Raw genomic sequence first — 26,096 nt, forward strand, 5'->3', positions numbered from 1 at the left:
CTTCACCAACCTGAGAGGTCTGCCTGCGGATGGGCACCGAGCGGCGCGTGCCGCGCCGGCTTCGAGCCTTTCACAGGAGCCACACCTGTCCCGTGAGCCGGGCAGCAAGTGACTTCGAAATACGCTATCGCCGGCGATAGCACCGGCGTAACTGCGCCTAGGCGATCAAACTCTCGGCATCCACGCCGAGGACCGACGCGATCTGCTCGGCGCTCACCGGTCCCGGCCGCAGGATGCGCGGGGTGGCGCCGGTCAAGTCGACGATCGTCGACGCTGCCTGCTGCGCGGAAGGGCCGGCGTCGAGGTAGACGTCGACACGCTCGCCGAGTTGACGATGCGCCTCGGCGATATCGACCGCGGGCGGTTGACCGGACACGTTGGCGCTGGAGACCGCCATCGGCCCGACCTGTCGCAGCAACTCAATGGCGACGGGGTGCAACGGCATTCGCAGCATGACAGTGCCGCGTGCATCGCCGAGGTCCCATTGCAACGACGGCGCTTGCACCACCACCAGACTGAGCGCGCCGGGCCAGAAGGCTCGGATCAGTTCCCGGGCCCCGTTGGGCATCGAGTAGACCAGGCCCTCGATGGTGTGCCAGGAACCGACCAGCACGCCGACGGGCATGTCGCGGCCCCGCCCTTTGGCCGCCAGCAGGGCATTCACGCCAACGCTGTCAAAGGCGTCCGCACCGAGTCCGTAGACGGTGTCCGTGGGCATGACGACCAGACGTCCGGCCTTGAGCTGCGCCGCGGCGGTCTCGAGGCCGCGCGCACGCTGGTCGGGGTCCGCGCAGTCGAAGATCTCACTCACTTGCGCCGCGCCCCCTCCTGGCCGTTACGAATCGCGGTCGTCCGGCGAGATCGCTGCGCGGCACGATGTCCTCGAAAACCGCTGCGCCCTCGAAGCATTCGACGGTCGACCGGGAGGTGGTGTCATCGTGCTCGATGGCGACCAGGCCACCGGGACGCAGCCAGCGGGCGGCGAGGCGGACGACGGCCGGGATCACCGCCATGCCGTCCGCTCCGCCGAAGACGGCGTGGTGCGGATCATGCTGCGCCACTTCGGGTTCGACAAAGGTCCCGTCGGGAACGTAGGGCGGGTTGGCCACGACGAGGTCGACCCCGCCGTCTAGATCGGGAAGCAGGTCGGGTTCAGTGACGTCGCCTCGTACTAGCTGCACGCTGCCGCCCGCGGCGTTGCGGCGGGCGTACTCGAGGGCGGTGTCGGAATCGTCGATTCCGTAGATTCGAGCCGTCGGCAAATACCTGGCGAGGGCGACCGCCAACGCGCCAGATCCGGTGCATATGTCGACGATTACCGGTCGCGCTGGAAGTTGCTGGGCGACAGCCCACTCCAGGATCGCCTCGGTTTCCGGACGGGGGGTGAACACACCGGGGCCGACGTGTAGCACGACCGGTCCGAACGAGACCGTTCCGATGAGATGCTGCAACGGAATCCGACGAGCCCGTTGGGCCACCACGTCGCGGTAATGTCCGAAGAAATCCTCGCCGGGCGCGTCCAGCAAGGTCAACCGACCGCGCTCGGTGCCGGCCAGGTGGGCGGCCAACTGCTCGGCATCGTTGCGCGCAGAGTCGATTCCCGCTTCGGCGAGCAACGTCGCAGCGGAGTCGATCGCGTGCCGCAGCGAGGTCATGTCTGTTGCAGGCGAGATTGTTTGTCGGCGGCGGCCAGTGCGTCGAAAAGCGCATCGAGGTCGCCGTCCAGCACCTGGTCGAGGTTGTGCGCCTTGAAACCGATTCGGTGATCGGTGATGCGGTTTTCCGGGAAGTTGTAGGTGCGAATACGTTCGCTGCGGTCCACCGTGCGGATCTGGCTCGCCCGGTCCGCCGAGGCGTCGGCCAGCGCCTGCTCTTCGGCCAGGGCCTGCAGACGGGCCGCCAACACCTGCAACGCGCGCGTCTTGTTCTGCAGTTGCGACCGCTCGTTCTGGCAGGTGACGACGATTCCGGTGGGCAAGTGGGTGATTCGCACCGCGGAGTCGGTGGTGTTGACACCTTGGCCGCCTTTGCCCGACGAACGGTAAACGTCGATGCGCAGATCCGACTCGTCGATGTGGACCTCGCCGACTTCTTCGGGTTCCGGGTAGACCAGCACGCCCGCGGCCGAAGTATGCACGCGGCCTTGAGATTCCGTGACCGGCACGCGCTGCACCCGGTGCACGCCGCCCTCGAACTTCATCCTCGACCAGACACCGTCGGCCGTATCGCCCTTACTGGCGATCGACAGCGTCGCGTCCTTGTAGCCGCCGAGATCGGAGGTGGTCTCATCCAGCACCGTCACGGTCCAGCCATGGCGCTCGGCGTACCGGATGTACATTCTGGCCAGGTCGGCGGCGAACAGCGCCGACTCTTCCCCTCCCTCACCGGATTTGACCTCGAGCACGATGTCGTCGGCGTCGTGCGGATCGCGCGGGGCCAGCATGTCTGTGAGTTGGGTGTCCAGTTCGGCGACCCGCTCCTCCAGTTCGGCTACCTCGTCGACGAACGACGGGTCGTCGGCGGCAAGCTCACGCGCGGTCTCGAGATCCTCGCGCGCGGCCACCAGCTTGCGGTGGGTCGCGACGATGGGGGCCAACCGGGCAAACCGGCGCCCGGCTTTGCGCGCTTCGTCGGGCTTGCTGTGCAGTTCGGGATCGGCCAGGGCGCGCTCGAGCTCGGCGTGTTCGGCGAGCAAGACGTCAATCGTCTGTACCGGTTGCGTCATGTCACACCTCCTGCCGCCTGCTTACCCGTAAACGCGAACCGACGCCCGGCCTGTGCAGCGTTGTGCACAGTTCGGGCGTCGGTATGCCAGCTACTTGTCGGTTTCGGCCTTGTCAGCTGCGGCCTTGCGCTTGCCGTACCGCCGCTCGAAGCGGGCGACCCGGCCGCCGCTGTCGAGGATCTTCTGCTTGCCGGTGTAGAAGGGGTGGCACTGTGAGCAAACCTCGACCACGATGCGACCGCCCGGCTTGGTGCTGCGCGTCTGGAAGCTGTTCCCGCAACCGCAGACCACCGTGGTCTCCTCGTAGGCGGGATGAATGTCGGTCTTCATGCTGTCCTCTTCGATCTTTCGCTCGTGGGCCCCCGGCTCGTGACGCGGCTGTCCGGCTTGTAGTCGAGGGTCGATTATGCCAGGTCAACCGCCATGAGCCCAAAACACCTATTAAGGCTCAAACATTCCCGGCGCGAGTTCGTGTCAGTCGTTGTCCATGTTGCCAGGTGTCGTCTTGGAGACCTGGACCAGGAACTCGTAGTTGGTCTTCGTCTTGCGCAGCTGCGAAATGAGCAGGTCGATGGCTTGGTGGGAATCCAAGCCCGACAGCACCCGGCGCAGCTTGTGCACGATGGCGAACTCGTCGGGCGAGAGCAGGAGCTCGTCCTTGCGGGTACCCGACGGGTTCACGTCAACCGCGGGGAACACCCGGCGCTCAGAGATCTTGCGGTCCAACTTGAGCTCGGCGTTACCGGTGCCCTTGAACTCCTCGAAGATGACGGTGTCACCGGTAGAGCCCGTCTCCACCATCGCCGTCGCGATTATGGTCAGCGACCCGCCTTCTTCGATGTTGCGGGCGGCGCCCAGGAAGCGCTTGGGCGGGTACAGCGCGGTGGAGTCGACACCACCGGACAGGATCCGGCCCGACGCCGGCGACGCGTTGTTGTACGCGCGGCCCAGCCGGGTAATCGAGTCGAGCAGCACGACAACGTCCTTGCCCTGCTCCACCAGCCGCTTGGCCCGCTCGATCGCCAACTCGGCGACCGTGGTGTGGTCTGACGGAGGCCGGTCGAACGTCGAGGCGATGACCTCTCCCTTGACCGAGCGCGTCATGTCGGTGACCTCTTCAGGCCGCTCGTCGACGAGCACGACCATGAGGTGGCATTCGGGGTTGTTCCTGGTGATCGCGTTGGCGATGTCCTGCAGAATGGTCGTCTTACCCGCCTTGGGCGGCGACACGATCAACGCGCGCTGGCCCTTGCCGATCGGCATGATCAGGTCGATGACGCGCGTCGTCAGGCGATCGGGGGTCGTCTCCAGGCGAAGCCGCTGGTTCGGATACAACGGCGTCAGCTTGCCGAAATCGGGCCGCTTCTTGGCGTCCTCGACCGGTCCGCCATTGACGCTGTCCAAGCGCACCAGAGGGTTGAATTTCTGCCGCTGGTTGGGCTGTTCACCGTCTTTGGGCACCCGCACGGCGCCGGTCACGGCGTCGCCGCGACGTAGGCCGTACTTGCGCACCATGTTCATCGACACGTAGACGTCGTGCGGACCGGGCAAGTAACCGGACGTGCGGACGAACGCGTAGTTGTCGAGCACATCGAGGATCCCGGCTACCGGCTGGACGACGTCGTCCTCGCGCAGTTCGGCTTCGGTACCACCGTCGCCGGTTCGCTCGCCGCGGCGGCGTCGGTCGCGGAATCGGCGGCCACGACGGCCCTGACGTCCTTCGCCGTCGTCGTCGCCACCACGGGCCTGCTGACCACCCGAGCCTTGCTGGTCACCGCTTTGGTCCTGGTCGGAGTCATTGCGTTCGGCGGTCTTGGTGTCCTGCCCGGAGTCCTGGCGGTTCTCGGCCTTTGCGGACTTTTCGCCCTTTTCGCTTTTGTCGGACTTATCGCTTTTGTCGGGCTTTTCGCCTTTGTCAGCTTGGTCGGCTTTGTCGTCGGCGGCGCCGTCCGCGCGGGGGGATGACCCGCCTTCTCGCGATGCGCCGCGACGCTCCCGACGTCGCGGTTCGGAGGGCTGATCGCTCTGCTCGTCCTTGGCAGGTGCCTCGGTCGCGGTCGGCGCCTCGGTCTTGGAGGCGTCTGCGGTGGTTTCTGCGGCCTCTGCTGCGGGCGCTTTGGCGGCCGACACACCGTTGGACTGGCTTCTGATTTCCTGGATCGCGGCGATCAGTTCGCTCTTGCGCATGCCCGAGGTGCCCTTGACGCCAACCTGGTTGGCCAGTGCACGCAACTCGGGCAGCACCATGGTGGATAGGGAGCCCGAGCCGGCCGATGCAGTGGTCTTTACATCCGAAGTGGCTGGGGTGTCCTTGGTTTCTTGAGTCGCTCGACTTTCGCGGGACTCGGTGGCGGCGGAAACCGACGTGACGTCGGTGCTGTCGCTAGCCGTGATGAGGTCCGTATCAGACACGGATTTCCTTTCTTTCCCCTGCTGATCAGGTCATGCGGGGGGTTCGTGCAATCAGCTAGATGGCCGAATGCCCAATAGTCGACTCTGCAACGGTGATCGCCAATGAGGGCGGAGTAAGCGGCGAACCTCGTACGAGAAGAATTGGTGGTTTGTCCTAGCGGCAATGCAGTGTATGCAGATGCAGGTGCTGCGATTGCTGGACGGCTCCGAGGATAGCCCGCTTCCTGGCGGGAAGCAAGCAACCCCCCGGCAACGTTGCGGATCAATCCCGAACTGTGAGTCCCGGACTCCAGCGAACTCCTTCGCCGGCGGTCATCGCAGCGATCTTGAATCCATTTGCCGCCCCGTACCCCATGGCTTCCGGCGGCAATTCCGGCTCCGTTGTGAGTGCGATTAATGCGGGCCCAGCCCCGGATAGGGCTGTCGCAACATTAAGACGCCGCAGCAAGCGCAAATATTCCGCCGATGCCGGCATTGCCGGGGCGCGTTGCGGCTGATGCAATACGTCTTCCGTGGCGGCCAGCAGCAAATCAGGGCGCTGGGTGAGCGCGACGACCAGCAACGCAGCGCGACTGATGTTGAATCGCGCGTCCTCGTGGGTGACCTGCACGGGCAGCAGTACCCGAGTTTCCGCGGTCGACGACCGCACGTCCGGAATCAACGAGAACAGGTGAATATCCGGGTGGAGCTGCAGTGGGGCCGCCAGATATCTAGGCCGATCCCGGGTCGCATCGGTCCAGGACACCACCGCGCCGCCTAGAACTGCGGCGGCGGCGTTGTCCGGATGGCCCTCGAACTCCGAGGACAGCTGGATTAGCTGCGCCTCGCTCAGTGGTTCCGAATCCGTCTGTGCGACAAGACCGTTGACTGCGGCGAGCCCGCCGACAACGGCTGCCGCAGAGGAGCCGAGCCCACGCGAATGCGGAATGTAGTTGCGACAGCGCACCACCAGGCCCGAGGCGCTGACTCCTGCGGCCTCCAGGCCGCGATGAACGGCACGCACCACCAGGTGGTCAGCGTTCAACGGCACCTGGCCGGCGCCCTCGCCTTCGACCTCCACCCTTAGGCCGGATTCCGTTGTCTCGACCACGATCTCGTCGACAAGACTCAACGCCAGGCCGAGGCTGTCGAAGCCGGGGCCGAGATTGGCGCTCGACGCCGAGACCACGGCGCTTCCGACCAGCCCTACGGGCAGCGGCCGGGCCAATGCGGCGCCCGCGGCGCTCGACTCCGCCGCATTCGCGAACACCAGGTCGGATGAGTGGCGTCCCGCTTCGTCCGACTCCGCCGCGCTCGCGAACGCCACTAGGCCAGCCCCAGGTTTTCCACCACCAATACCGGATCCACCGGCAGCGGAGACACAATTGGCATGTCTTTGAGCGCAGTATCGGGGTCTTTGAGACCGTTACCCGTCACCGTGCAGACCACGGTCGACCCGCGCGCCACCCAGCCGTCGTCAATAGCCTTGAGCAGGCCCGCGATGCTGGCCGCCGACGCGGGCTCGACGAACACACCCTCGGTGCTGGCCACCAGGTGGTAAGCCGCCAGAATCTCCTCGTCGGTCGCGGCCAGAAAGCGCCCTTTGGACTGTTGTTGTGCCTCAACGGCTGACGTCCACGATGCGGGTGAACCGATGCGGATGGCGGTGGCGATGGTCTCGGGGTGGCTGACGGGTTCGCCGAGCACCAATGGCGCCGCGCCGGCCGCCTGGGTGCCGAGCATGCGGGGCAGCTTGTCGATCAGCCCGTCTCGGTGATACTCGGTGTAACCCTTCCAGTACGCGGTGATGTTGCCGGCGTTGCCCACCGGAAGGGCATGGATGTCCGGCGCGTAACCCAACGCGTCGACAATCTCGAATGCCGCGGTCTTCTGCCCCTCGATGCGCACCGGGTTGACCGAGTTCACCAGCGAGATCGTCGGGAAATCTGCCGCCATCTTGCGGGCCAGTTCCAGGCAGTCGTCGAAGTTGCCGTCGATCTGAATGATCTTGGCGCCGTGGATAACCGCCTGCGCCAGCTTGCCCATTGCGATCTTGCCCTGCGGAATGAGCACCGCGCAGGTGATGCCGGCCCGGGCGGCGTAGGCGGCCGCCGACGCCGACGTGTTGCCGGTCGAAGCGCACAGCACTGCCTGTTGCCCACGAGCCACCGCGTCGGTGACCGCCATGGTCATCCCGCGGTCCTTGAACGAACCGGTGGGGTTGAGACCTTCCACCTTGAGGTGGATGGTGCAACCGGTCTTCTTCGAGAGCTTGGTCGCCGCGATCAGCGGGGTGCCACCCTCGAGCAGGGTGACCGGAGTCCAGTCGTCGCCCACTGGCAGCCGGTCGCGGTATGCCGCAATAAGACCGGGCCAGGGCTGGTGGACCGTGGTCCTCGGGGTACTCATATGCTGGTTCCTTCCAATCGCAGCACGCTTGCCACCCCCGAGACAACGTCCAAGTCGGCCAGTGCATCAACGGTTTCCGAGAGCGCGGCATCGGTCGCTTGGTGGGTGACCACAACGATGCGTGCGCCCACCCATCGGCCGCCCTCGTCCACCACGCCTTCCTGGCGAACTTCGGCGATGCTCACCTCACGTTTGGCGAATTCGGCTGCGACGGCGGACAGTACGCCGGGTTTATCGGCGACGTTCATGCTGACGTAGTAGCGGGTGGGGATGAAGCCCATTGGAGCCACCGGCAATTGGGCGTACTGGGACTCGCGTGGGCCGCGGCTGCCCAGGACCCTGTTACGCGCCGCCATCACCAGATCACCGGTGACCGCCGAGGCGGTGGGTGCGCCGCCGGCACCCTGGCCGTAGAACATCAGGCGCCCGGCCGCCTCGGCCTCGACCACGACGGCGTTGAACGCCCCGTTGACCGAGGCGAGCGGATGCGACAAGGGCACCAGAGCGGGATAGACCCGGGCCGAAACCCGTTGCTGTCCTTCGTCGGTGGTGATGCGCTCGCAAATCGAGAGCAGTTTGATGGTGCAGCCCAGCGACCGTGCGGACGCGAAATCCGCCGGGGTGATCTTGGTGATGCCTTCGCGGTACACGTCATCCGCGGTCACCCGGGTGTGAAAGGCGATGGACGCCAGAATGGCGGCTTTGGCCGCCGCGTCGTAACCTTCCACGTCCGCGGTGGGGTCGGCCTCGGCGTACCCCAGCGCGCTCGCGTCGGCCAGGGCGCTTTCGTAGTCGGCACCGGTGCTGTCCATGGCGGACAGGATGTAGTTGGTGGTGCCGTTGACGATGCCGGCCACGCGTAGGACCGTGTCGCCGGCAAGCGACTGGGTCAGCGGGCGGATCACCGGGATCGCGCCGGCGACCGCCGCCTCGAAATACAGGTCGACGAACGCGCTTTCGGCGGCCTTGGCCAACTCGCCGGTGGAGGTCGACAGTAGCGCCTTGTTGGCTGTCACAACGGACTTGCCGTGCTTGATCGCGGAGAGGATCGCCTTGCGGGCCGGTTCGACCGGGCCCATCACTTCGACGACGATGTCGACGTCATCGCGTGACACCAGCTCGTCAATGTCGTCGGTCAGCAGTTCGATCGGTACGCCTCGGTCGGCGGAGACGCGGCGCACTCCCACGCCGCGCAGCACCAATGGGGCCCCGATGCGGCCGGCAAGATCGTCGGCGCTCTCGTTGATGATGCGCACGACTTCACTGCCGACGACACCCAACCCCAGTACCGCTACGCCGACCGGCTTTTCGTCATCCGGCACAGGTCACCTCACTTCCAAACTCAGCAGATCGTCGACCGTCTCCCGGCGCAGAATCAGGCGAGACTTGCCTGCGTTGACGGCTACCACCGCAGGGCGGCCAAGCAGGTTGTAACGGCTCGACAATGAATAGCAGTACGCTCCGGTCGCTGCGACGGCGATCAGGTCGCCGGGCCGCAGGTCGTCGGGCACCCAGGTGTCGCGAACGATGATATCGCCGGTCTCACAATGCTTTCCGACAACCCGGGCCGACACCGCGGGCGCATCGCTGAGCCGGGATACCAGTCTGACGTCGTATTGCGCGTCATAGAGAGCGGGCCGGATGTTGTCACTCATGCCGCCGTCGACGCTGACATAGCGCCGGTTCGCGGTGGAGCTGACGTCGACATCCTTGACGGTGCCGACCTCATAGAGCGTGACGGTCCCGGGTCCGGCGATGGCGCGTCCAGGCTCAACGACCAGCTTGGGCGTGGGCAGGCCGGCGGCCGCCGATTCGTTGCTGACGATGGTGCTCAGCTTGGCGGCCAGGTCGGCTATCGGGGGCGGATCGTCGGACGGTAGGTACGAGATACCCAATCCCCCACCGAGGTCGATCGTGGCAAGCTGCGCGGTCTTTTCCGCGCCGAACTCGCGGACGACCTCGCGCAACAGGCCGATGACGCGGTGCGCGGCGATCTCGAAGCCCGCGACATCGAAGATCTGCGAACCGATGTGGCTGTGCAAGCCAACCAGACGCAGGTGATCGGTGGCGAAAACCCGGCGGATCGCGGCCATGGCCGCACCGCTGGCAATGGACAACCCGAACTTCTGGTCCTCGTGGGCGGTGGAGATGAACTCGTGGGTGTGCGCCTCGACTCCGACAGTGAGCCGCACGAGAACGTCCTGGACGACTCCCGCCTCCCCCGCGATCGCGTCCAGACGCTCGATTTCCTGCATCGAGTCCACGACGACATGGCCCACACCGGCTTTGACGGCCGCGGTCAATTCGGCGACCGATTTATTGTTGCCGTGCAGGGCAATTCGGCCCGGGGGGAAGTTCGCATGCAGCGCCACCGCGAGCTCACCGCCGGTGCACACGTCCAGCGACAGGCCCTCTTGCTCGATCCATCTCGCTATTTCGGTACACAGGAACGCCTTTGCCGCATAGTGCACATGCTCGCCACCGCCGAATGCCGAGGCGGTCTCGCGGCAGCGGGAGCGGAAGTCGTCTTCGTCGATGACGAACAGCGGCGTGCCGTACTCGTGCGCGAGGTCGGTCAGCTTGAGGCCACCGATGCTGACAACACCGGATTCGTCACGAGTGGTGTTGCGCGGCCATACATTTGGCGCCAGCCGTAGTAGCTCGTCCGTGGACTGCGGACGCGGGGGGCTGGGCGCGGGTCGGGTCTCTTCGGCGTGGCGAGGACCGGCGGGATGAACGTTCACATGCGCTCCGGGGCACTCACTCCGAGGATTGCCAGCCCGTTGGCGATGACCTGACGGGTCGCCTGGCACAGCGCGAGACGTGCGGCATTGAGGTCGGTGGGTTCCTCGTCACCCTGCGGCAGCACCCGGCACGAGTCGTAGAACCGGTGGTAGTCGCCGGCCAGGTCTTCCAGGTAGCGGGTGATCCGGTGTGGTTCGCGCAGCGACGCGGCCGTCTTGAGCACCCGCGGAAACTCCCCGATGGTGCGCAGCAACGTGCCCTCTTTGTCGTGGCTGAGCAGATCGAGGTGTTCGGTGTCCGGGGCGAGGCCGAGTTCGGCGGCGTTGCGCGCCAAGGCCGAGAGCCGGGCGTGCGCGTATTGCACGTAATACACCGGGTTTTCGTTCGAGGCGGAGGACCACAGTTCCAGATCGATGTCGATCGCGGTGTCCACCGACGAACGGATCAGGCTGTAGCGCGCGGCGTCGACGCCCAGCGCCTCGACCAGGTCGTCGAGGGTGATCACGGTGCCCGCGCGCTTGCTCATCCGGACCGGTTGACCGTCACGGACCAGGTTGACCATCTGCCCGATGAGCACCTCGACCGTGGCCGGGTCCTCCCCGAACGCGGCCGCCGCCGCCTTGAGCCGCGAGATGTATCCGTGGTGGTCGGCACCGAGCATGTAGATGCACAGGTCGAAGCCGCGTTCGCGCTTGTCCAGGTAGTATGCGAGGTCGCCGGCGATATACGCCGGCTTGCCGTCGCTCTTGATCACGACGCGGTCCTTGTCGTCACCAAAAGCGCTGCTGCGCAACCAGGTTGCGCCGTCCTTTTCGTAGATGTTGCCCGTTTCGCGCAATCGGGCGATGGCCTGGTCGACCCGGCCGCTGGTGTGCATCGAGTCTTCATGGGTGTAGACGTCGAAGTCGGTGCCGAATTCGTGCAACGACTCCTTGATGTGGCTGAACATCAGGTCGACACCGATTTCACGGAAGGTCTCGTGCATCTCGTCGTCGGGCAGGCTCAGCGCGTCCGGCGCCTTCTGCAGGACCTGGGCGGCGATGTCGTTGATGTAGGTGCCCGCGTAGCCGTCTTCGGGCGTCGGTTCGCCCTTGGCCGCCGCGATCAAGGAGTTGGCGAACCGGTCGATCTGGGCGCCGTGGTCGTTGAAGTAGTACTCGCGGACCACGTCCGCGCCCTGGCTGGTCAACAGCCGACCCAGGGCGTCACCGACCGCGGCCCAGCGGGTGCCGCCGATGTGGATCGGCCCGGTGGGGTTGGCCGAGACGAATTCCAGATTGATCTTGTGCCCGGCCAGCAGGTCAGAGGTGCCGAAGGCGTCACCGGCCTCGATGACACTCTTGACGATCTGCGCCTGCGCCGAGGTCTCCAGGCGCATGTTGATGAAACCCGGTCCGGCCACCTCTGCGGAGGCGATACCGTCGGCGCCTGCCAGGGCCTCGGCGAGCCATCCGGCCAGCTCACGGGGGTTGGCGCCGACCTTCTTGCCCAGCTGCAGGGCCAGGTTGCTGGCGTAATCACCGTGCTCAGGGTTGCGCGGCCGCTCCACCGTGACCGTTGCCGGCAATGCGGACACGTCGAGGCCGTGCTCGGCCAGCACCGCAGTAGCGGTGGCTTTGAGCAGCTCAGCGAGGTCAGCGGGGGTCACGATCGTCCATCCTATTGGCTGGGGTGCTTGCCCCCCGAATCCATTGCGGTGGTCAGGCCTCCATTGTGATGCGTTACTCTGGGCGAGCCCCATCGGTGCATCTGGTTTGTGCGCCCCCGTAGCTCAGGGGATAGAGCGTCTGCCTCCGGAGCAGAAGGCCGCAGGTTCGAATCCTGCCGGGGGCACAAGCTTTTTTTGCAGCTCAGACTCGATTTTTGGGTGATAGCTCAACGGCCTGCGTGCGATCAGCGCGATTGTCGCGGCGCGGCGGCGGCGGACAGCAAACCCCTGGTCAGCCACCGCCCTCCTTGCGGGCCGCCTCGACCAGGTTGGCCGCCGACGTGGGGTCCATCTGGTAGAACATCGCGCCAGTGGGATCTGCCCACACGGTGACACTCAGGTATTTCTGGGTGCCCTTGCGCGTGTGAACGGTGGCAAGCCCGTCGTATTTGTTGAGGCCGGTGTTGATCAGCGTCAAGTCGTCCGCAACCGTGATTCCGTAATCCTTGAACGCATCGAGAGTGTTCATCTGATTCTGCAGCAATTCGACGACCTGCTGCTTCACCAACGGAACGTTGACCGACGGCGGCGGCAGGGGCGGCGGCGGCGGCGGTGGCGGGGTGGTCCACCAGTGTCCGGCCACCACGACCGATATGGCGAAGGCCGCAACGGTGGCGGCAAGCACCGTCTGCACCACGCGGATCTTGTTGGCCGTGCTCATGCCCCCGTATTGGCCAACGTCTTCATCGTCTAGGTCTTTCGCTTCCTCCACCACGGTGGCCCATCATTCCGCGTTGCCGCGCCGCTTCACTGGATGCCACGCCGGTCCAGCGCTCCCGTTGTTCGCGAGCCTGTGTCGGTCTCGCAAAGGTGTAGGCAGGGCTATTGCTTGCACGGCGAGGTTCATTCGTCGTAGAGCGTCGCGGTCCATACCATTTCGGTCCGCTTGAGTCGACCACCCACGTGGCCGGGGTGCCCTGTAGGAGGTAGACCTCGTCGATATCCCGCAGCGATCATCGGATCTCGTCGAGGGTGCGCGTGAACTGCGAGAGCTCGGCTCGATCCCGTCCCTGGTGTAGGCGCACTTCCAGACGGCTCCCTGCCATAGGGCCACCGTAGCGGCGGAGGGTGACTAGCTGAAGCGCAGTTTCGTATCGAGCCAGCTACCTGAAGCGCGCTACAGCTCCTGCTCGGCCGCCCACTCGCCGTTGTCCTCAACAGAACACCACGGCACCGTCCGCGCTCACCCGCCGCCCAGTGCCACCAGCGCACCCCGCCCTCGGAGCGGGCCAAGGGCGGCAGCGCGGACACCGGAATGCCCATCGCGACCATTCTCGACATGACGAAGATCAGGGTCGCGATCGGAACGGCTTTCTGCAGTGCGCCCGTCGGCGATTACTTCATTGTGGCGAGGTTGTGCCAGAGGTTTTTGAGACTGTCTGTGCCTCCGAAGAGGGTGGTGAAGTTCGTTGAGTCGATCAGGACGATGTCACCGGCCCGTTGCCCGCTGGGCGGCATCCAGATCAGCGCGTTGAACTCGGTGTTGCCGTCGGCGGTGAAGGGATGAGGCCGGTTGGGGTCAACGCGTTGACGGCCCAGTACGCGCAAGGAGTCGCTTTCTGGTGCGGTCAGTTCGTAGTGCGGCAGGTGGGGATGGAAATTGAGGGTGGTGACGTTGTCGAGCAGCCGCGGAGTGTCCAAGTCGCGACACGCGCTGAGCGGAGCGATTTCATCGGTGCCGTCCACGACGGCAGGGCGAAGTCCCCATTTGTTGTAGACGGGAACGTCGAGCGCCTTCATCAGTGAGCGGGTGTAGGCGGTGAAGCGTTGCTGGCGTGGCACCAACGGGTCGCCATGGTGTAGGTACTCGACCTGCCGCTGCTGCATGTCGTCGGTGAAACCGACGTCATGATGCGGAGCCAGCAGCAGGCAGGTGCCTTCCCGCTTCAGCCATTCTTGAATGGCTGAAATTTCCTCCGGTGCCGCTTCCTCCTGCCCAACCAGATGATCCAGCCCGAACACCATCATGGTGTCGGTGTCAGCGAGGATCCGCTCGTCGATCAGCTGCTTGTAGCCCGCCTGATCAATGCGCTGAAACACCGCCACCGGATGGCCCGTCGCTTCACCGGCCAACTCTTGAAACGCCAGCGTCGAGCGGTGAAACAGCTCCAGAGTGCCTGCGACGCCTTGCAGGAAGTTGGCTTCGTCCCAATCCTCGCCTTCGTAGTTCGGCCATGCCGCCCTGCGCACCTCGGTCATGGTGGAGAACCTGTTGTCCAGTTCTTCAATATCGCGTTGCGACTCCCAGGGATAGCTCCACGTCCAGTAGATGCTGATGCGCCGCCCACCCGAATGTGTTCGTGGAACGTGCAGTTGGTTGTAGGTGCGAGCTCCGCGTCGTGTAGCGGTCATGAGTTTTCCTGCTGTTCAACTGAGTTGGGCGAGATAACGCATTGCCTTGATGCCGGGCAAGAAGAAGTACGCCCCGCCGGTCAGGGTCGTAAATGCTGGAAGTCCTTTGAGGACCTTTCGTATCGGACGCTTGGGGATCTTGAATTCGAGCGTGCCGTCCTGCGTGCCGCAGATCGGATCGTGTTCGTTGCCCAACTCGTGAAAGGTCCGGTCGTTGATCCAGACGTTCTGGGCGAACTCGAACTGCCGCATCAGGTTTGCGCAGATGATGAACGCGGCGATGCCGCGGTCGGCGCCGTCGTCGGCAGCTCCGTCTGGAAGCGCAGGACCGTAGGTAGCCCCGCGGCGGATCATCCGCCGTCGGTTCATGTTGTGCGCGGTGTCCCTAGGGTTGAGCCGCCTCGCGTGAGCGCCGAGCGGGCATGCGTACCCATGCGGGTCCATCTCTTTGTAGTTGAAGTCGTTGTTGCGCATGGGATCGGCACCCAACTCGGGGTCATCCTTATCGGGCGCCAGCACAAGCGGGGCGCCGCTGCGCCAGCGACCCATGAACTTCGCCGCAAGCAACTCCTGTTCCTCGGGGGTCTCGGCGTTGTCGCTCAAGTACTCTCGGAAGAGGCCGACATGTTCCTGCAGCCGTCGGTACGCGGCGTATGTGCCGTTCCGGGACAGCACGTCCGGTTGCGGCAGATTAACTACCGGACCCAATTCGTCGGGATAGCCGAGGATGAACTCGCCCGCCTTCAGCGGGTCGCCGGAGCCCGGAGTGGGCTCCTCGCCGGTCCCCTCGATCACCGGTTGAGACAGGCGATCCCGGAAGCCGAAGTGGTCGTGGGCATAGTTGAACGGCGGTGTGGCATTCAGGTCCAGATACGATAGCCGCCGCACACCACCGATACGCGCGAGAAGGTCGTCGTGGACGCCGGTGGCCCTGGCCTGCTCGGCGTCATCACGGGCGAACAGGATCGCAATCGCGTGCAGATCCTCGCCGGCCAAACCGCCGACCCAGTTGTCGGGGTGGTTGGGGCCGGTATCACCCAAGATGTCAGCGCGTGCAGCCATCCCTTGGCGAAAGGCCTCGGGGAAGGTGTCCAGTGACTCCTCGGGCACTCCCAACGCTCGAAGACCCGTCCACGTGAACCCCAGCGTGACCCACCGCTTGGTGTCGTCCATCGTGCTCGGCACCGATGCCGCCGACTCCACGACTTCCACCATTTCGGACAGCCACGCCCGGCCGCCGACGGCCGTGTCGAAGGACAGGAACTCGTAGCGACCGGTCATCGCCGGCGTGCGGGTCAGCAGAATGTGCTGGATGTCATCGAGTTCAAGCATGTTTGCCACAGACTGCGGCGTTCACTGCATCTGATCGAGCATCGTGGAGAATGCCGCCTTGAGCCGCAGAGCTTTCTTGACCTCGTCCGCTGTGACGTACGGGTATTCACCGTATTCCAAGAAGCTCGGGAAGTGGTGGTCGCGCACGAACTGCACAAATGCTTCCGGATTCTCCTTCCAGTCCTCGGGGAAGCCCTCCAAGTTCACGAAAGCCGTCGTGATTCCGGTCTGGCTGAACAACTGCACCGCGTCTTCGGTGTACTTGTCGAAGTCGGTGTCGAAGATGCCTTGGTATTGGAAGTACAAGCCGAACCCCACATCGAAAAGCACCCAGCGCAGGTAGTGCAGGCGCAAGACGGCTAGCGCGTCCGGACTGGCTTTGATCGTCTCCTCGATCTGCTTGCCGTAGGCACGAAGCGCCTCCTCACGGCCCTCCTTGACCTTTGCGATGATGGAAAATCCGTAGCAAGCCGGAGTTCGCGGATAAACCGGGCCGTAACGGCCGCGTTGCGGTTCGAAGTAGCCCTCCTTGGGGATGGCCATCGCCGCCGGCTTACTCCAATCCTGATCGAACGCAGCCATCTTCATCCCTTCCATCACCTTCTGATGGGCCGGACGCTAGCACTCGATCTTGTCCACGTCTGCATAATCGGCGCGACACCGAACTCTGTTCACATTCAAGCTATGCCCAGTGCCGTTTTCGCTGGTCGGCTGTACTGGCCGGGTGATCGTTGGGTCGGCGGTGTTCCCCCCAGGCGGCGAGGTCACCGCCCGGTAAAGCTCGTTGCGTGAGTGTGGGATTCAGCCCGACGCCGGCGCGCGCCCGGCACCGGAGCGGCGAGCATGTCGGCCCGTCCGGCGGCGACGTGCACGCTGTCGCCGAGGCTTTTACCGCATTACTGGTGCGTGGCGGACTGACATTCGGCGACGGACCCGACGACGCGCCCGCTTCGGCGCGCATGTTGTGCTGGATGGTCGAGCGCAGTTTCTACCAGGCATCGAGGATTTCCGAACCGGAACTCGAGCACGAAGCCGCGGGTCCCAGTGCAGATGCGCCCAGTCATGGCACGGCTTGCCGCGAGTCGAACACCAGTCCGCCACCGTGCTAGACGTGAATTCCGCAGACGCCGCAAATGCGGCAGTCTTGTCCCCATGCCGACGGGTTGTTCGCGGTCCTGACGGATACCCTTCGATCCAATTCCAATGAGGTGGTCAACGTGACAAGGACGCAACGCCACGATGCCGGCAACCGGTCGCTGATCGAGGACGCTCTCGGTCATGTTCGCGAGGCGGCACCAGTCGGTTGGCAGCGCGTGCGTGTGGAATTCATCTCGGCCGCCGATCCGCCTTTCGCCCGGGGATGGGCGGTGGTCGGCTCGGACACCCTGCCGGTGCCCGTGCTGCCTGAAGCCATCGAGCTGCTGATGGAATTTCAACGCCGTGCTATCGAGGGCGATGGCGCCGGATTCCGCAAGGTGATCGCCGAATGCGACTGCGCGGAGGACCTCAAGGTGCACACCGTGCCCGCGCAGGCTTCCGGTCGGACTCCAGGTTCGGGCGGGGAGCGCGGAGGCAAGCTCCGCAGGATCTGGTCACGTCGATAGCGGCGTTGGCCGCCGAGCCCGGCGCGAGCGCGCGCATTTGTACGTAATCTGCGGCGTGTCGCCGTACAAACGCGGTCGCTCGCGAACTTCGCGCAGGAACCGCGTGGCGATCTTCTGGTTAACCCTCGAGGACTGCAGTACCAAGCCGGTGGCAGACGAGCAATGCCAGCTCGACGTCGAGCCTGTCGTCCTCGATCGGGCATCCCCGGCGACTGATCGCCCGCTGCACGCGATATTTCACCGAGTTGAAATGCAGGTTGAGCTCCTCGGCCGCCGCCTTGTAGCTGCCGCCCTCCCGAAGAAACACCCGCAGCGTTTCGCGCAGGAGTCGATCGTTTTTGGAATCGTTCGCCAGCGGGCCGAGAGTCTCACGCACCCACGCGCGCGTTTCGCCGATATCGCCGCTCAACAGTGCCGCCGGGGTCAATCCCGGCTCGCTTGCGGCGACAATGCGGGGCGACGCGGATCCGGCGGCGATTGCCACGCGGCGGGCATTCTGCGCCTGGCCGTGCGAGCGCCGGAACCCGTCGACGCCGGGCAGCGCCGTCCCGAGCGCGACACGCGGTCCGTCGGACTTATCGGCTAGCAGTGCGCGGATGCGCCCGATCGGGTTGGCACCGGCGTCGGCCCCGAGTGCGATCCAGCCCCATCCGGTGAGCCGATCGGCCGCGATGAACAACGCATTGCTGGCCTGCGCGGTGTCGGCGATTTCGTTGAGATAGCGTTCCAGCCTTGTCGGGCAGCCAGAGGATGAGCGCCAAATGCGTTCGCCGCAGCGGGTAGCCGATGGCCGTCGTCATCGCGTCCACGTCGACGTCGCCGCCGGTGAGGATCTCGGCAACGCGGACGGCACGCACGCGGCTGCGGTTCTCCAGCCAAAGGTCCCGCTCGGCCTCGTATACCTCAACGACTTGTTGGGAAATCCAGTCGATATACCGGAAGGTCACCTCGGTCATCCACTCGAAGACGTCGCGGCCAAGCGCCGGATCGAGGTTGAGCGTGCGGACCTCGTCGGCAATCATCCCCACCATCGCCTGATGCCCCAACCGATATGCACGCACCATTGCATGCATCGGCACGCCGCGCTGCGCCAGCCGCCTGGCGTATTCGAGCGCCGCAGTAGGGGGCTCGACTCGATCGATCGGAATGTCGTGCTGGAAGGCGCGAAAGACCGTATCCACGTTTCCTGCGGTACTGGCGGCGAGCAGGCCCATCAGTTGGGCGTCGCCAGGGAGCTCCGAGATACCCCTCGTCAAGGTGTCCACCACGGCCCGCGTCAGGCTGGGTAGCCGGGCGGCGAGCCGATCGACCACCGCGGCGGCTGTCTCGGTGACGGCCGCCTCGTCGCACCGGTTCGGATCCGGCATGAACAAACTGTAGAACGTCTCGGGACCCGACTGTGGGAAATACTGTCTTCCGGCGACAAAAGCGGGAATGAAGTTCATGGCGTCGCGACGGTGTTTTGAGCGCCGCCGATTCGTACGTTCATCACATGAACTTGCCTACCCTCCCCGACCTTCGCGCACAGCAGGACCCCGGCGCGCCGGCCATCGCCGACGACCGGTTTGACCTCAACAACGCACAGTTCCTCGACGCGGTCACCGGCGCCGCCGCGACCCTGCAGGCGCACGGCGTTCGCGCCGGCGATGTCGTTGCCGTCATGCTGCCCAACACCGCCAGCCTTGTCGTATCCCTTTTCGCAGCATGGCGTCTGGGCGCGGCGGTGACCCCGATCAATCCCGCGCTCGCGCCGGCGGAGGCGGTCTATCAGGTGGCCGACGCCGCGGCGAAGGTCGTGATTGTTGACTATCCCATCGATTTCGAGGTTTCTGCGGAGGTGCTCCTGACCGATGAGCTGACCTCCGCCGGGTCCGCGGCTGCCACCCCGGTCGTCGGTGATGCGCTCGCACTGCTGATCTACACCAGCGGAACGACGGGGCGCCCCAAAGGAGTCATGCTCGACCACGCCAACCTGGATGCGATGTGCGCCATGGCGATCGATGCGTTCAAACTCACCGAAGCCGACCACAGCCTGCTGATCCTGCCCCTGTTCCACGCCAACGGCATTGTGGCGGGCACGCTTTCACCGCTGCTCGCAGGCGGTCGCACGACCATCGCCGGCCGGTTCAGCCCGAAGACATTCTGGAATCGGATCGAGCGGAGCCGCGCCACGTACTTCTCGGCCGTCCCAACCATCTACGCGATGCTGGCCGACCTGCCCGCCGAGATCCGCCCGGATGCATCCTCGGTACGGTTCGCCGTCTGCGGTGCCGCCCCAGCCAGCGTCCAGCTGCTGAACAAGTTTGAAAACCGTTATGGCATACCACTTATCGAAGGGTACGGACTGTCCGAAGGGTCCTGTGCGAGCACTATCAACCCGCTCCACGGTACGCGCAAGGCGGGCACGGTCGGACTGCCGCTGCCCGGGCAGACGATCCGCATCGCCGACGCAAGCGGTCAACCCGTCCCCGACGGTCAGGCCGGCGAAGTCCTAATACAAGGACCAAATGTCATGCGCGGGTATCTAAATCGGCCGGAGGAGACCGCCAAGGCGCTGGTCGGCGGCTGGCTGCATACCGGCGACATCGGCCGGTTCGACGAGGACGGCTACCTCGTTCTCGTCGACCGGGCCAAGGACATGATCATCCGTGGCGGCGAGAACATCTATCCGAAGGAAATCGAGACCGTCGTCTACCAGTTGCCGGAAATCGCCGAGGCGGCCGTAGTCGGCCGCGCCCATCCGGTCTACGGCGAAGAGCCCGTCCTGTTCGTCGGGACGACCCCGGGTATGACAATCGAGCCCGATCAGATTCGCGAGTACCTCTCCGGTGCCATAGCGAAATACAAGCTGCCCGTTGAGATCACGATTCTTGACGAACTTCCGAAGAACCCCGTCGGCAAAATCGACAAGCCGTCGCTCCGGAAGAACTTGCAGACCGTTCCGCACACCGCGTAACACCCAACCTCCAACACCCATCCAACGAACCAGGATTCACTCAAATGGGATTTACTACACCGGTGTTCCCGGACGTCGATCCGGACACGTTTCTGCAGAAGACATTTACGGAGCGGATGCGCCTGCTCACGACCAACTGGGTTGACAACGGGTTCGGCTCGCCGACGATGGTCCACGCGATCTACATCGTCAAACTGATCTTCTGCTACGCGCTGGGCGGTGTCCTCGTCGCCACGTTGACGTCGGATCTGCCGGCGTTCTGGCACATCTCCGAATGGTGGAACCAGCCGATCGTGTATCAAAAGTTCGTGCTCTGGACCGTGCTGCTCGAGTGCTTGAACGTCGCGGGCGCATGGGGACCGTTGTGCGGCAAGGTCAAACCGATGACTGGTGGAGCCCGTTTCTGGGCACGACCGGGCACCATCCGGTTACGTCCCTTCAGGTGGGTGCCATTCACCGGCGGAGACCGCCGTACCTGGTTCGACGTGGTGCTCTATGTCGCGCTGCTCATCGCCGTTGCCGTTCCGCTGCTTTCACCCGGCGTGCACAGCGACTCACTGTCTGCGGTCATGCCCCACAACGTCTCGGGTCTGGTGAGTCCGGTTCTACTCGTCGCACCGATGGTGCTGCTGGTAGTGCTCGGTCTGCGGGACAAAATCATCTTCCTGGCTGCACGCAGCGAGCAGTACCTGCCCGCGATCCTTTTCTTCACGGTCCTGCCGTTCATCGACATGATCATCGCGCTCAAGCTGCTGATCGTCGCGGTGTGGGTCGGTGCGGGAGTGTCGAAGTTCGGCAAGCACTTTTCCAACGTCATCCCGCCGATGGTGAGTAACAGCCCGTTGGTCCGGTTCAAGTGGCTGAAGCGGGCGCACTACCGCGATTTCCCCCGCGACCTGCGCCCGTCACGGCTCGCCGATGGGATGGCCCACGTGTTGGGCACCACCGTCGAAATCATCGCCCCGCTGATCCTGCTGTTCTCCACCAACAAATGGCTGACGGTCGCCGCTGTGGTCCTGATGGTTGGGTTCCACCTGTTCATCATCTCGACGTTCCCCCTGGCGGTACCGCTGGAGTGGAACGTGATGTTCGCCTACACAACCATTTTCCTGTTCCTCGGCTTCCCGAACTGGAACGGATACGCGACCACGGACATGTCGTCGCCGTGGTTGTTGGCAGGGATCGTCGTTGGTCTGCTGTTCTTCCCGATCCTCGGCAGCTTCCGACCCGACAAGGTGTCGTTTCTGCCGTCGCTGCGGCAGTACTCCGGCAACTGGGCCTCGGCCGTCTGGGCGTTCGCGCCAGGTGGGGAGAAGAAGCTCGACAAGGTCACGCGCTCGACGAAGAACCTGGTCGACCAGTTTGTCGACTTCGGGTACGAACCGCGGTGGGCCGAAATCACGATGCACCAACCCGTTGCGTTTCGGACCATGCACAGCCAGGGCCGCGGCCTGTTGTCGGTGCTACTGAACAACTTGCCCGACATCGACACCCGCACCGTGCGTGAGGCTGAGTTCGTCTGCAATTCGTTGATCGGGTTCAACTTCGGTGACGGTCACCTGCATAACGAGGACCTGATCGCCGCTGTGCAGCGGGAAGCGGCCTTCGAGCCGGGCGAACTGGTGGTCGCGTGGGTCGAGTCGCAGGCCTGGGGCAGCAAGGTACAGCACTACAAGGTCATCGACGCCGCCCTGGGCGTGATCGAGCGTGGCACTTGGAAGGTCGCCGACGCAGTTGCCGAGCAGCCGTGGCTGCCCAACGGCCCTATCCCGACCGAGGTGAGCTGGACTAGGCAGAACCACCGCGTTGAGGCCCTGCCATGAGCACCGCGATCGTCGTCGGAGCCGGGCCCAACGGGCTCGCCGCCGCGATCACACTCGCTCAAGCGGGAGTCCAGGTGACCGTGCTGGAGGCCGCCGACGAGATCGGCGGCGGTACCAGGAGCAGCGAGGCGATCATTCCGGGACTGTTGCATGATCACTGCTCCGCCATACACCCGATGGCCGTGGGATCGCCGTTTCTTAGTGGGCTGCCATTGGAGCGCTACGGATTGTCCTGGCGGTGGTCCGAGGTCGACTGTGCCCATCCGCTCGACGACGGCAGCGCCGGCGTGCTCTACCGCTCGGTGGATCAGACGGCGGACGGTCTGGGTGGTGATGGATCGCGCTGGCGCGCACTGTTCAGTGGTCCATCCTCGAAATACGATGCGCTGTCCGACGACATCATGGGTCCGCTGCTGCGGATTCCCTCACATCCCTTGACACTGGCCCGCTTTGGCGTTCCGACCGTGCTGCCCGCGTCAACGCTGGCCCGCTGCTTTCGTACCCCCGAAGCCCGCGCCCTGTTCGGAGGTGTTGCCGCCCACACATTCCGGCCTTTGCACCATCCCATGACGTCGGCGATCGGACTCGGGATACTCACCGCCGGCCATCGCCACGGCTGGCCGGTCGCTGCCGGCGGCTCGCAATCCATTGCCAACGCGATGGCATCGCTGTTGGTCGACCTCGGTGGCAAGATCGAGACCGGCGTGCGTATCGAAACGGCGTCGCAGCTCCCGCCCAACGACGTCACGATGTTCGATCTGGCCCCGGAGGCGATAGCGGGAATCCTCGGAGATCGGTTGCCGCGCAGGGTTTCCCGGGCCTATCGGCGATTCCGGCGCGGACCGGGTGCATTCAAGGTCGACTTCGCCGTCGAGGACAGCGTCCCATGGACCAATCCTGCCGCGCGCCACGCTGGGACGGTCCACGTGGTCGGCGAATTCCCCGAGCTGGCCGCCGCCGAACGGGACGTTCACGCCGGCCGGATGCCCGAGCGTCCTTTCGTGCTGGTCGGGCAGCAGTATCTCGCCGACCCGCAGCGCTCCGTCGGCAACGTCCATCCGCTATGGACCTATGCCCACGTCCCGAGCGGCTACACCGGTGATGCGACGGAGGCGATCGTCTGCCAGATCGAGCGATTCGCACCGGGTTTCCGGGAACGGATCGTCGGATACACGGTCCGATCGACCACGCAGATGGCGTCCTACAACCTCAACTACGTCGGCGGAGACATCATGACTGGCTCGAAGGACGTCCGCCGGCTCGTCTTCGGTCCGCGCACCACACTCTCGCCCTACCGCGTAGGGATACCCGGAATGTTCATCTGCTCGGCGGCCACACCGCCGGGCCCGGGTGCACACGGCATGTGCGGGGCCAATGCCGCGCAGCTCGCGCTTGACGAACTGCGTTGAACGACAAATCAAATGACAACTCGAGGAAACGGAAATGAATGATCTCTCAGGGCGACGCGCACTCGTCACCGGCGCTGCACGCGGCATCGGCCTGGCCATCGCGCGCCGCCTGGTCCAGGGCGGTGCCCGCGTGGCACTGGCCGATCTCAACGCCGATGGGGCCGTCGCCGCCGCCAACGAACTCGGCAACGGATGCATCGGCCTGGGCTGCGATGTGCGCTCCACCGACGATGTGCAGGCCGCCGTCGAAGCCACCGTGAAAGCATTCGGCGGCCTCGACCTGCTGGTCAACAACGCCGGCATCGAAATCGCCAAGCCCATCACGGAACTCACCGACGAGGAATTCCGCCACATATTGGACATCAACGTCGTCGGCACGTTCCGCTGCACCAAGGCGGTGGTCCCCGTGATGGCCGCGTCCGGAGGGGGCGCGATCGTCAACCTGGCCTCCGCCGCCGGCACCGCGGGTGGGCCACTGCTCAGTGCGTACTGCGCATCAAAGGGAGCGGTCGTGCGCTTCACGGAGTCGGCCGCCATCGAGCTTCGCCAGGTCGGCATCCGCGTCAACGCGGTCTGTCCCGGAATCATCCAAACCGACATGGGCGACCGACTGGGCACAGCCGTCGAGGCGATCGCACCGATCCCCTTCGACGACCTGGTCAACCTCAAGCAGGGCCGCTACGGCACCCCCGCCGAGGTCGCCGAAACCGTCGCCTTCCTTGCCTCTGACGAAGCCCGCTTCGTCAATGGATCTCACTACCTGCTCGACGGTGGACTCACCGCAAACCTTTTCTAGGAGAACACAAATGACAATCACAACTTCACCTGAACGCTCCACAATCAGCACGTCCGGCTCCCTGGCCGGCAAGGTGGCCGTCATCACCGGCGCCGCCCGCGGCATCGGCTACGAAGTCGCCAAGAAATACGCAGCTCACGGTGCGGTGGTCGTCGTGTCCGACATCAACGAGGATGCGGCCGCCTCGGCCGCACAGACGTTGCCCAACGCCACCGCCGTGAGGTGCGACGTCCGCGACGAAGTCACCACCGCAGCCCTGTTCGATCACGTGCTCACCGAGCACGGCAAGATCGACATCGTTGTGGCGAACGCCGGAATCGCTACTCTTGCACCGCTGCTCGACATGCCGTTTGACATGTGGCGGCAGATGATGTCGATCAACCTCGATGGCGTCTTCCTCACCGTGCAACATGGCGCCCGCGCGATGATCGCCTCGCAGGTGGCGGGATCCATCATCACGATGGCGTCGGTGACCGCCCTGGCCGCAGTGCCGCTGGCTGGGCACTACGCCGCGGCGAAGGCCGGCGTGGTCAACCTGACCAAAACAGCAGCGCTCGAGCTGCGGCCCGCCGGGATCCGGGTCAACGCGATACTGCCGGGCTTCGTGGAGACGGAGCTGGTGACCGGGAACCGCGAACTGTACAACCAGGCCCTGGGCATCGATTTCGACGACCTGCTGGCCCAGACACAGGGCGGTTACGTCACAGTCGACGACGTCGCGGATCTGGCCGTCTTCCTGGCTGGTGATCGCGCACAATTCAGCACCGGCGGTGCGTTTGTGGTCGACGGGGGGCTCTCGGCAAGTCTTTTCTGAGCGACACGGGTGGACGACATCTACGGACCGCGTCGACCGGGGACGCCGCCAGCATCGGAACGCCAGTACCGGAAGAGGACGCGACCCAACACGATCGCTTCACCGTATTTCCGCGAGTCGTCCGTGACGAGCGGATTGTCGCCCTCGATCCACCAGCCGTCCCCATGTGGCCGTATCGCCCGTTTGACGACGAGCAGGTCCGGTCGGCTGCGGAATCGCGCGATCACCACGTCGCCCGGCCGCACTCGGCGCACCGGGTAAGCCACCAGCGCGTCACCGTCACGCAGCGTCGGCACCATCGAGGGCCCGGACACTCCGACTCGCAACGCCCGCGACACCAGCCACCCGACCGCCGCGCCCGCGGCGGCAAGTACTACCACGACCGTCCTGCGCCGCACCGGGGTCACAGCCGAACCGTACCGTCCGCTTACGAGACCACCAGGCCGCGATGTCAGCCGCCGCCCGAAATTCCGTCCAGGTTCTGCATCGGTTTATCTGGTGTTTTAGCGGTAGGGTCGCCAGTAAGGAGACCGAACACCGCTCTCCGTGCGCGAACAGACATTCGCGCAGCCACACCGAAGTTTGCGTTGTTGGAGGATCGAATGCGACTGCCGAGCTTTCTCGCCCCTAACCTCATCGCTCGTGCGCACTGCGACCTGCCTTGCGGTGTGTACGACCCGGCCCAGGCGCGAATCGAGGCCGAGTCGATCAAGGCCATCGCCGAGAAGTACCAGGCGAACGAGGACCCCGAGTTCCGCACCCGGGCGCTGATCATCAAGGAGCAGCGTTCCGAACTCGTCAAGCACCACCTGTGGGTGCTGTGGACCGACTACTTCAAGCCGCCTCACTTCGAGAAGTACCCCCAGCTTCACCAGTTGGTGAACGAAGCGACCAAGCTCGCCGGCGCCGGCGGTACCAAGGGCTCCATCGACCCGCAGGTTGCGCAGCAACTCCTCGACAAGATCGACGAGATCGCCAAGATCTTCTGGGAGACCAAGCAAGCCTGATCGGCACCTGTTGTCTTGTTGCGGC

23 protein-coding genes, 1 tRNA gene and 1 pseudogene are annotated in these 26,096 nt (G+C 64.9%); 9 read left to right on the forward strand and 16 right to left on the reverse strand.

All coding sequences use genetic code 11. The features are described from left to right. Positions 1–157: 157 nt before the first annotated feature. The 10 genes from G6N68_RS20035 to argS form a co-directional block, all read right to left on the reverse strand. A complete protein-coding gene (locus G6N68_RS20035; RefSeq protein WP_163716063.1) occupies positions 158–811 on the reverse strand; it encodes an L-threonylcarbamoyladenylate synthase in 654 nt (217 codons plus the stop codon). Then, complete coding sequence (prmC, locus tag G6N68_RS20040; protein WP_163716066.1) at positions 804–1,655, reverse strand: peptide chain release factor N(5)-glutamine methyltransferase; 852 nt, start codon at positions 1,653–1,655, stop codon at positions 804–806. The genes G6N68_RS20035 and prmC overlap by 8 nt, the downstream gene beginning before the upstream one ends. After that, positions 1,652–2,725 carry a peptide chain release factor 1 gene (gene prfA / locus G6N68_RS20045; RefSeq protein WP_163716069.1) on the reverse strand — a complete coding sequence of 358 codons (1,074 nt, stop codon included), beginning with the start codon at positions 2,723–2,725 and terminating at the stop codon, positions 1,652–1,654. Before prfA ends, prmC begins: the two co-directional genes overlap by 4 nt. Before the next feature lie 90 nt (positions 2,726–2,815). Continuing rightward, complete coding sequence (rpmE, locus tag G6N68_RS20050) at positions 2,816–3,055, reverse strand: 50S ribosomal protein L31 (RefSeq protein ID WP_163716072.1); 240 nt, start codon at positions 3,053–3,055, stop codon at positions 2,816–2,818. Positions 3,056–3,199: 144 nt separating this feature from the next. After that, positions 3,200–4,972: a transcription termination factor Rho gene (gene rho / locus G6N68_RS20055; RefSeq protein WP_371871710.1), complete on the reverse strand. Its 1,773-nt coding sequence runs from the start codon at positions 4,970–4,972 to the stop codon at positions 3,200–3,202. A gap of 427 nt (positions 4,973–5,399) precedes the next feature. Continuing rightward, on the reverse strand, positions 5,400–6,344 hold the full coding sequence (thrB, locus tag G6N68_RS20060) for a homoserine kinase (RefSeq protein ID WP_163718823.1): 945 nt from the start codon (positions 6,342–6,344) through the stop codon (positions 5,400–5,402). Between the two features lie 98 nt (positions 6,345–6,442). Further along, positions 6,443–7,525 (reverse strand): threonine synthase, encoded by a 1,083-nt coding sequence (gene thrC, locus G6N68_RS20065; protein WP_069418809.1) that lies wholly within the window; start codon positions 7,523–7,525, stop codon positions 6,443–6,445. Next, entirely contained in the window at positions 7,522–8,847 is a 1,326-nt protein-coding gene (locus G6N68_RS20070; RefSeq protein WP_069418810.1) for a homoserine dehydrogenase, read from the reverse strand. Before G6N68_RS20070 ends, thrC begins: the two co-directional genes overlap by 4 nt. Before the next feature lie 3 nt (positions 8,848–8,850). Next, the gene (gene lysA / locus G6N68_RS20075) at positions 8,851–10,176 is read right to left on the reverse strand and encodes a diaminopimelate decarboxylase (RefSeq protein WP_240355807.1); all 1,326 of its coding nucleotides are present in this window, start codon (positions 10,174–10,176) and stop codon (positions 8,851–8,853) included. 89 nt (positions 10,177–10,265) lie between these two features. Continuing rightward, positions 10,266–11,918: an arginine--tRNA ligase gene (argS, locus tag G6N68_RS20080; RefSeq protein WP_069418812.1), complete on the reverse strand. Its 1,653-nt coding sequence runs from the start codon at positions 11,916–11,918 to the stop codon at positions 10,266–10,268. Between the two features lie 112 nt (positions 11,919–12,030). Between argS and G6N68_RS20085 the strand changes: the two genes are divergently transcribed. Continuing rightward, positions 12,031–12,103 (forward strand) — tRNA-Arg (locus tag G6N68_RS20085). A gap of 107 nt (positions 12,104–12,210) precedes the next feature. Here the strand turns inward: G6N68_RS20085 and G6N68_RS20090 are convergent. The 4 genes from G6N68_RS20090 to G6N68_RS20105 all read right to left on the reverse strand — a co-directional run bounded on the left by G6N68_RS20090 (position 12,211) and on the right by G6N68_RS20105 (position 16,244). Further along, positions 12,211–12,693 (reverse strand): hypothetical protein, encoded by a 483-nt coding sequence (locus G6N68_RS20090; RefSeq protein ID WP_083148445.1) that lies wholly within the window; start codon positions 12,691–12,693, stop codon positions 12,211–12,213. 620 nt (positions 12,694–13,313) lie between these two features. Further along, a complete protein-coding gene (locus tag G6N68_RS20095) occupies positions 13,314–14,330 on the reverse strand; it encodes a hypothetical protein (RefSeq protein ID WP_069418814.1) in 1,017 nt (338 codons plus the stop codon). 15 nt (positions 14,331–14,345) lie between these two features. Further along, positions 14,346–15,662: a Dyp-type peroxidase gene (locus tag G6N68_RS20100; RefSeq protein ID WP_069418815.1), complete on the reverse strand. Its 1,317-nt coding sequence runs from the start codon at positions 15,660–15,662 to the stop codon at positions 14,346–14,348. A gap of 21 nt (positions 15,663–15,683) precedes the next feature. Then, on the reverse strand, positions 15,684–16,244 hold the full coding sequence (locus G6N68_RS20105; protein ID WP_069418861.1) for a hypothetical protein: 561 nt from the start codon (positions 16,242–16,244) through the stop codon (positions 15,684–15,686). A 206-nt stretch (positions 16,245–16,450) separates the two neighbouring features. Here G6N68_RS20105 and G6N68_RS20110 point away from each other — a divergent pair, with 206 nt between their 5' ends. Next, positions 16,451–16,771 carry a hypothetical protein gene (locus tag G6N68_RS20110; protein ID WP_139805081.1) on the forward strand — a complete coding sequence of 107 codons (321 nt, stop codon included), beginning with the start codon at positions 16,451–16,453 and terminating at the stop codon, positions 16,769–16,771. Between the two features lie 108 nt (positions 16,772–16,879). Further along, on the forward strand, positions 16,880–17,266 hold the full coding sequence (locus G6N68_RS20115) for a hypothetical protein (protein ID WP_139805082.1): 387 nt from the start codon (positions 16,880–16,882) through the stop codon (positions 17,264–17,266). Between the two features lie 118 nt (positions 17,267–17,384). On the opposite strand, the pseudogene G6N68_RS20120 reads toward G6N68_RS20115, so the two are convergent. Beyond that, positions 17,385–18,633: pseudogene (locus G6N68_RS20120) on the reverse strand (PucR family transcriptional regulator). Between the two features lie 125 nt (positions 18,634–18,758). On the opposite strand from G6N68_RS20120, the gene G6N68_RS20125 reads away from it, so the two are divergent. The 5 genes from G6N68_RS20125 to G6N68_RS20145 are packed head-to-tail and all read left to right on the forward strand — an operon-like array spanning position 18,759 to position 25,064. Then, on the forward strand, positions 18,759–20,222 hold the full coding sequence (locus G6N68_RS20125; protein ID WP_069418818.1) for a class I adenylate-forming enzyme family protein: 1,464 nt from the start codon (positions 18,759–18,761) through the stop codon (positions 20,220–20,222). A 44-nt stretch (positions 20,223–20,266) separates the two neighbouring features. After that, positions 20,267–22,045, forward strand: a complete 1,779-nt coding sequence (locus G6N68_RS20130) for a DUF3556 domain-containing protein (protein ID WP_163716081.1) — start codon at positions 20,267–20,269, stop codon at positions 22,043–22,045. Further along, entirely contained in the window at positions 22,042–23,454 is a 1,413-nt protein-coding gene (locus G6N68_RS20135; protein WP_163716084.1) for a phytoene desaturase family protein, read from the forward strand. Before G6N68_RS20130 ends, G6N68_RS20135 begins: the two co-directional genes overlap by 4 nt. Before the next feature lie 34 nt (positions 23,455–23,488). Next, positions 23,489–24,250 (forward strand): SDR family NAD(P)-dependent oxidoreductase, encoded by a 762-nt coding sequence (locus tag G6N68_RS20140; protein WP_163716087.1) that lies wholly within the window; start codon positions 23,489–23,491, stop codon positions 24,248–24,250. Between the two features lie 10 nt (positions 24,251–24,260). Beyond that, positions 24,261–25,064 carry an SDR family NAD(P)-dependent oxidoreductase gene (locus G6N68_RS20145; RefSeq protein ID WP_163716090.1) on the forward strand — a complete coding sequence of 268 codons (804 nt, stop codon included), beginning with the start codon at positions 24,261–24,263 and terminating at the stop codon, positions 25,062–25,064. Between the two features lie 20 nt (positions 25,065–25,084). Here the strand turns inward: G6N68_RS20145 and G6N68_RS30235 are convergent, their stop codons facing one another. Beyond that, positions 25,085–25,471 carry a S26 family signal peptidase gene (locus tag G6N68_RS30235; protein WP_232007246.1) on the reverse strand — a complete coding sequence of 129 codons (387 nt, stop codon included), beginning with the start codon at positions 25,469–25,471 and terminating at the stop codon, positions 25,085–25,087. Positions 25,472–25,666: 195 nt separating this feature from the next. Here G6N68_RS30235 and sodN point away from each other — a divergent pair, with 195 nt between their 5' ends. Next, positions 25,667–26,071: a superoxide dismutase, Ni gene (gene sodN / locus G6N68_RS20155; RefSeq protein ID WP_069418823.1), complete on the forward strand. Its 405-nt coding sequence runs from the start codon at positions 25,667–25,669 to the stop codon at positions 26,069–26,071. The last annotated feature ends 25 nt before the right edge of the window (positions 26,072–26,096 follow it).

This window comes from Mycobacterium bourgelatii, assembly GCF_010723575.1.
In the GTDB taxonomy this organism is placed as follows: domain Bacteria; phylum Actinomycetota; class Actinomycetes; order Mycobacteriales; family Mycobacteriaceae; genus Mycobacterium; species Mycobacterium bourgelatii.

Coding starts and splice junctions, on each gene's coding strand:
- prmC (WP_163716066.1), bottom strand. CDS start 1,655: ATGACCTCGCTGCGGCACGCGATCGACTCCGCTGCGACGTTGCTCGCC.
- prfA (WP_163716069.1), bottom strand. CDS start 2,725: ATGACGCAACCGGTACAGACGATTGACGTCTTGCTCGCCGAACACGCC.
- rpmE (WP_163716072.1), bottom strand. CDS start 3,055: ATGAAGACCGACATTCATCCCGCCTACGAGGAGACCACGGTGGTCTGC.
- rho (WP_371871710.1), bottom strand. CDS start 4,972: ATGGTGCTGCCCGAGTTGCGTGCACTGGCCAACCAGGTTGGCGTCAAG.
- thrC (WP_069418809.1), bottom strand. CDS start 7,525: ATGAGTACCCCGAGGACCACGGTCCACCAGCCCTGGCCCGGTCTTATT.
- G6N68_RS20095 (WP_069418814.1), bottom strand. CDS start 14,330: ATGACCGCTACACGACGCGGAGCTCGCACCTACAACCAACTGCACGTT.
- G6N68_RS20100 (WP_069418815.1), bottom strand. CDS start 15,662: ATGCTTGAACTCGATGACATCCAGCACATTCTGCTGACCCGCACGCCG.
- G6N68_RS20105 (WP_069418861.1), bottom strand. CDS start 16,244: ATGGCTGCGTTCGATCAGGATTGGAGTAAGCCGGCGGCGATGGCCATC.
- G6N68_RS20125 (WP_069418818.1), top strand. CDS start 18,759: ATGAACTTGCCTACCCTCCCCGACCTTCGCGCACAGCAGGACCCCGGC.
- G6N68_RS20130 (WP_163716081.1), top strand. CDS start 20,267: ATGGGATTTACTACACCGGTGTTCCCGGACGTCGATCCGGACACGTTT.
- G6N68_RS20135 (WP_163716084.1), top strand. CDS start 22,042: ATGAGCACCGCGATCGTCGTCGGAGCCGGGCCCAACGGGCTCGCCGCC.
- G6N68_RS20140 (WP_163716087.1), top strand. CDS start 23,489: ATGAATGATCTCTCAGGGCGACGCGCACTCGTCACCGGCGCTGCACGC.
- G6N68_RS20145 (WP_163716090.1), top strand. CDS start 24,261: ATGACAATCACAACTTCACCTGAACGCTCCACAATCAGCACGTCCGGC.
- sodN (WP_069418823.1), top strand. CDS start 25,667: ATGCGACTGCCGAGCTTTCTCGCCCCTAACCTCATCGCTCGTGCGCAC.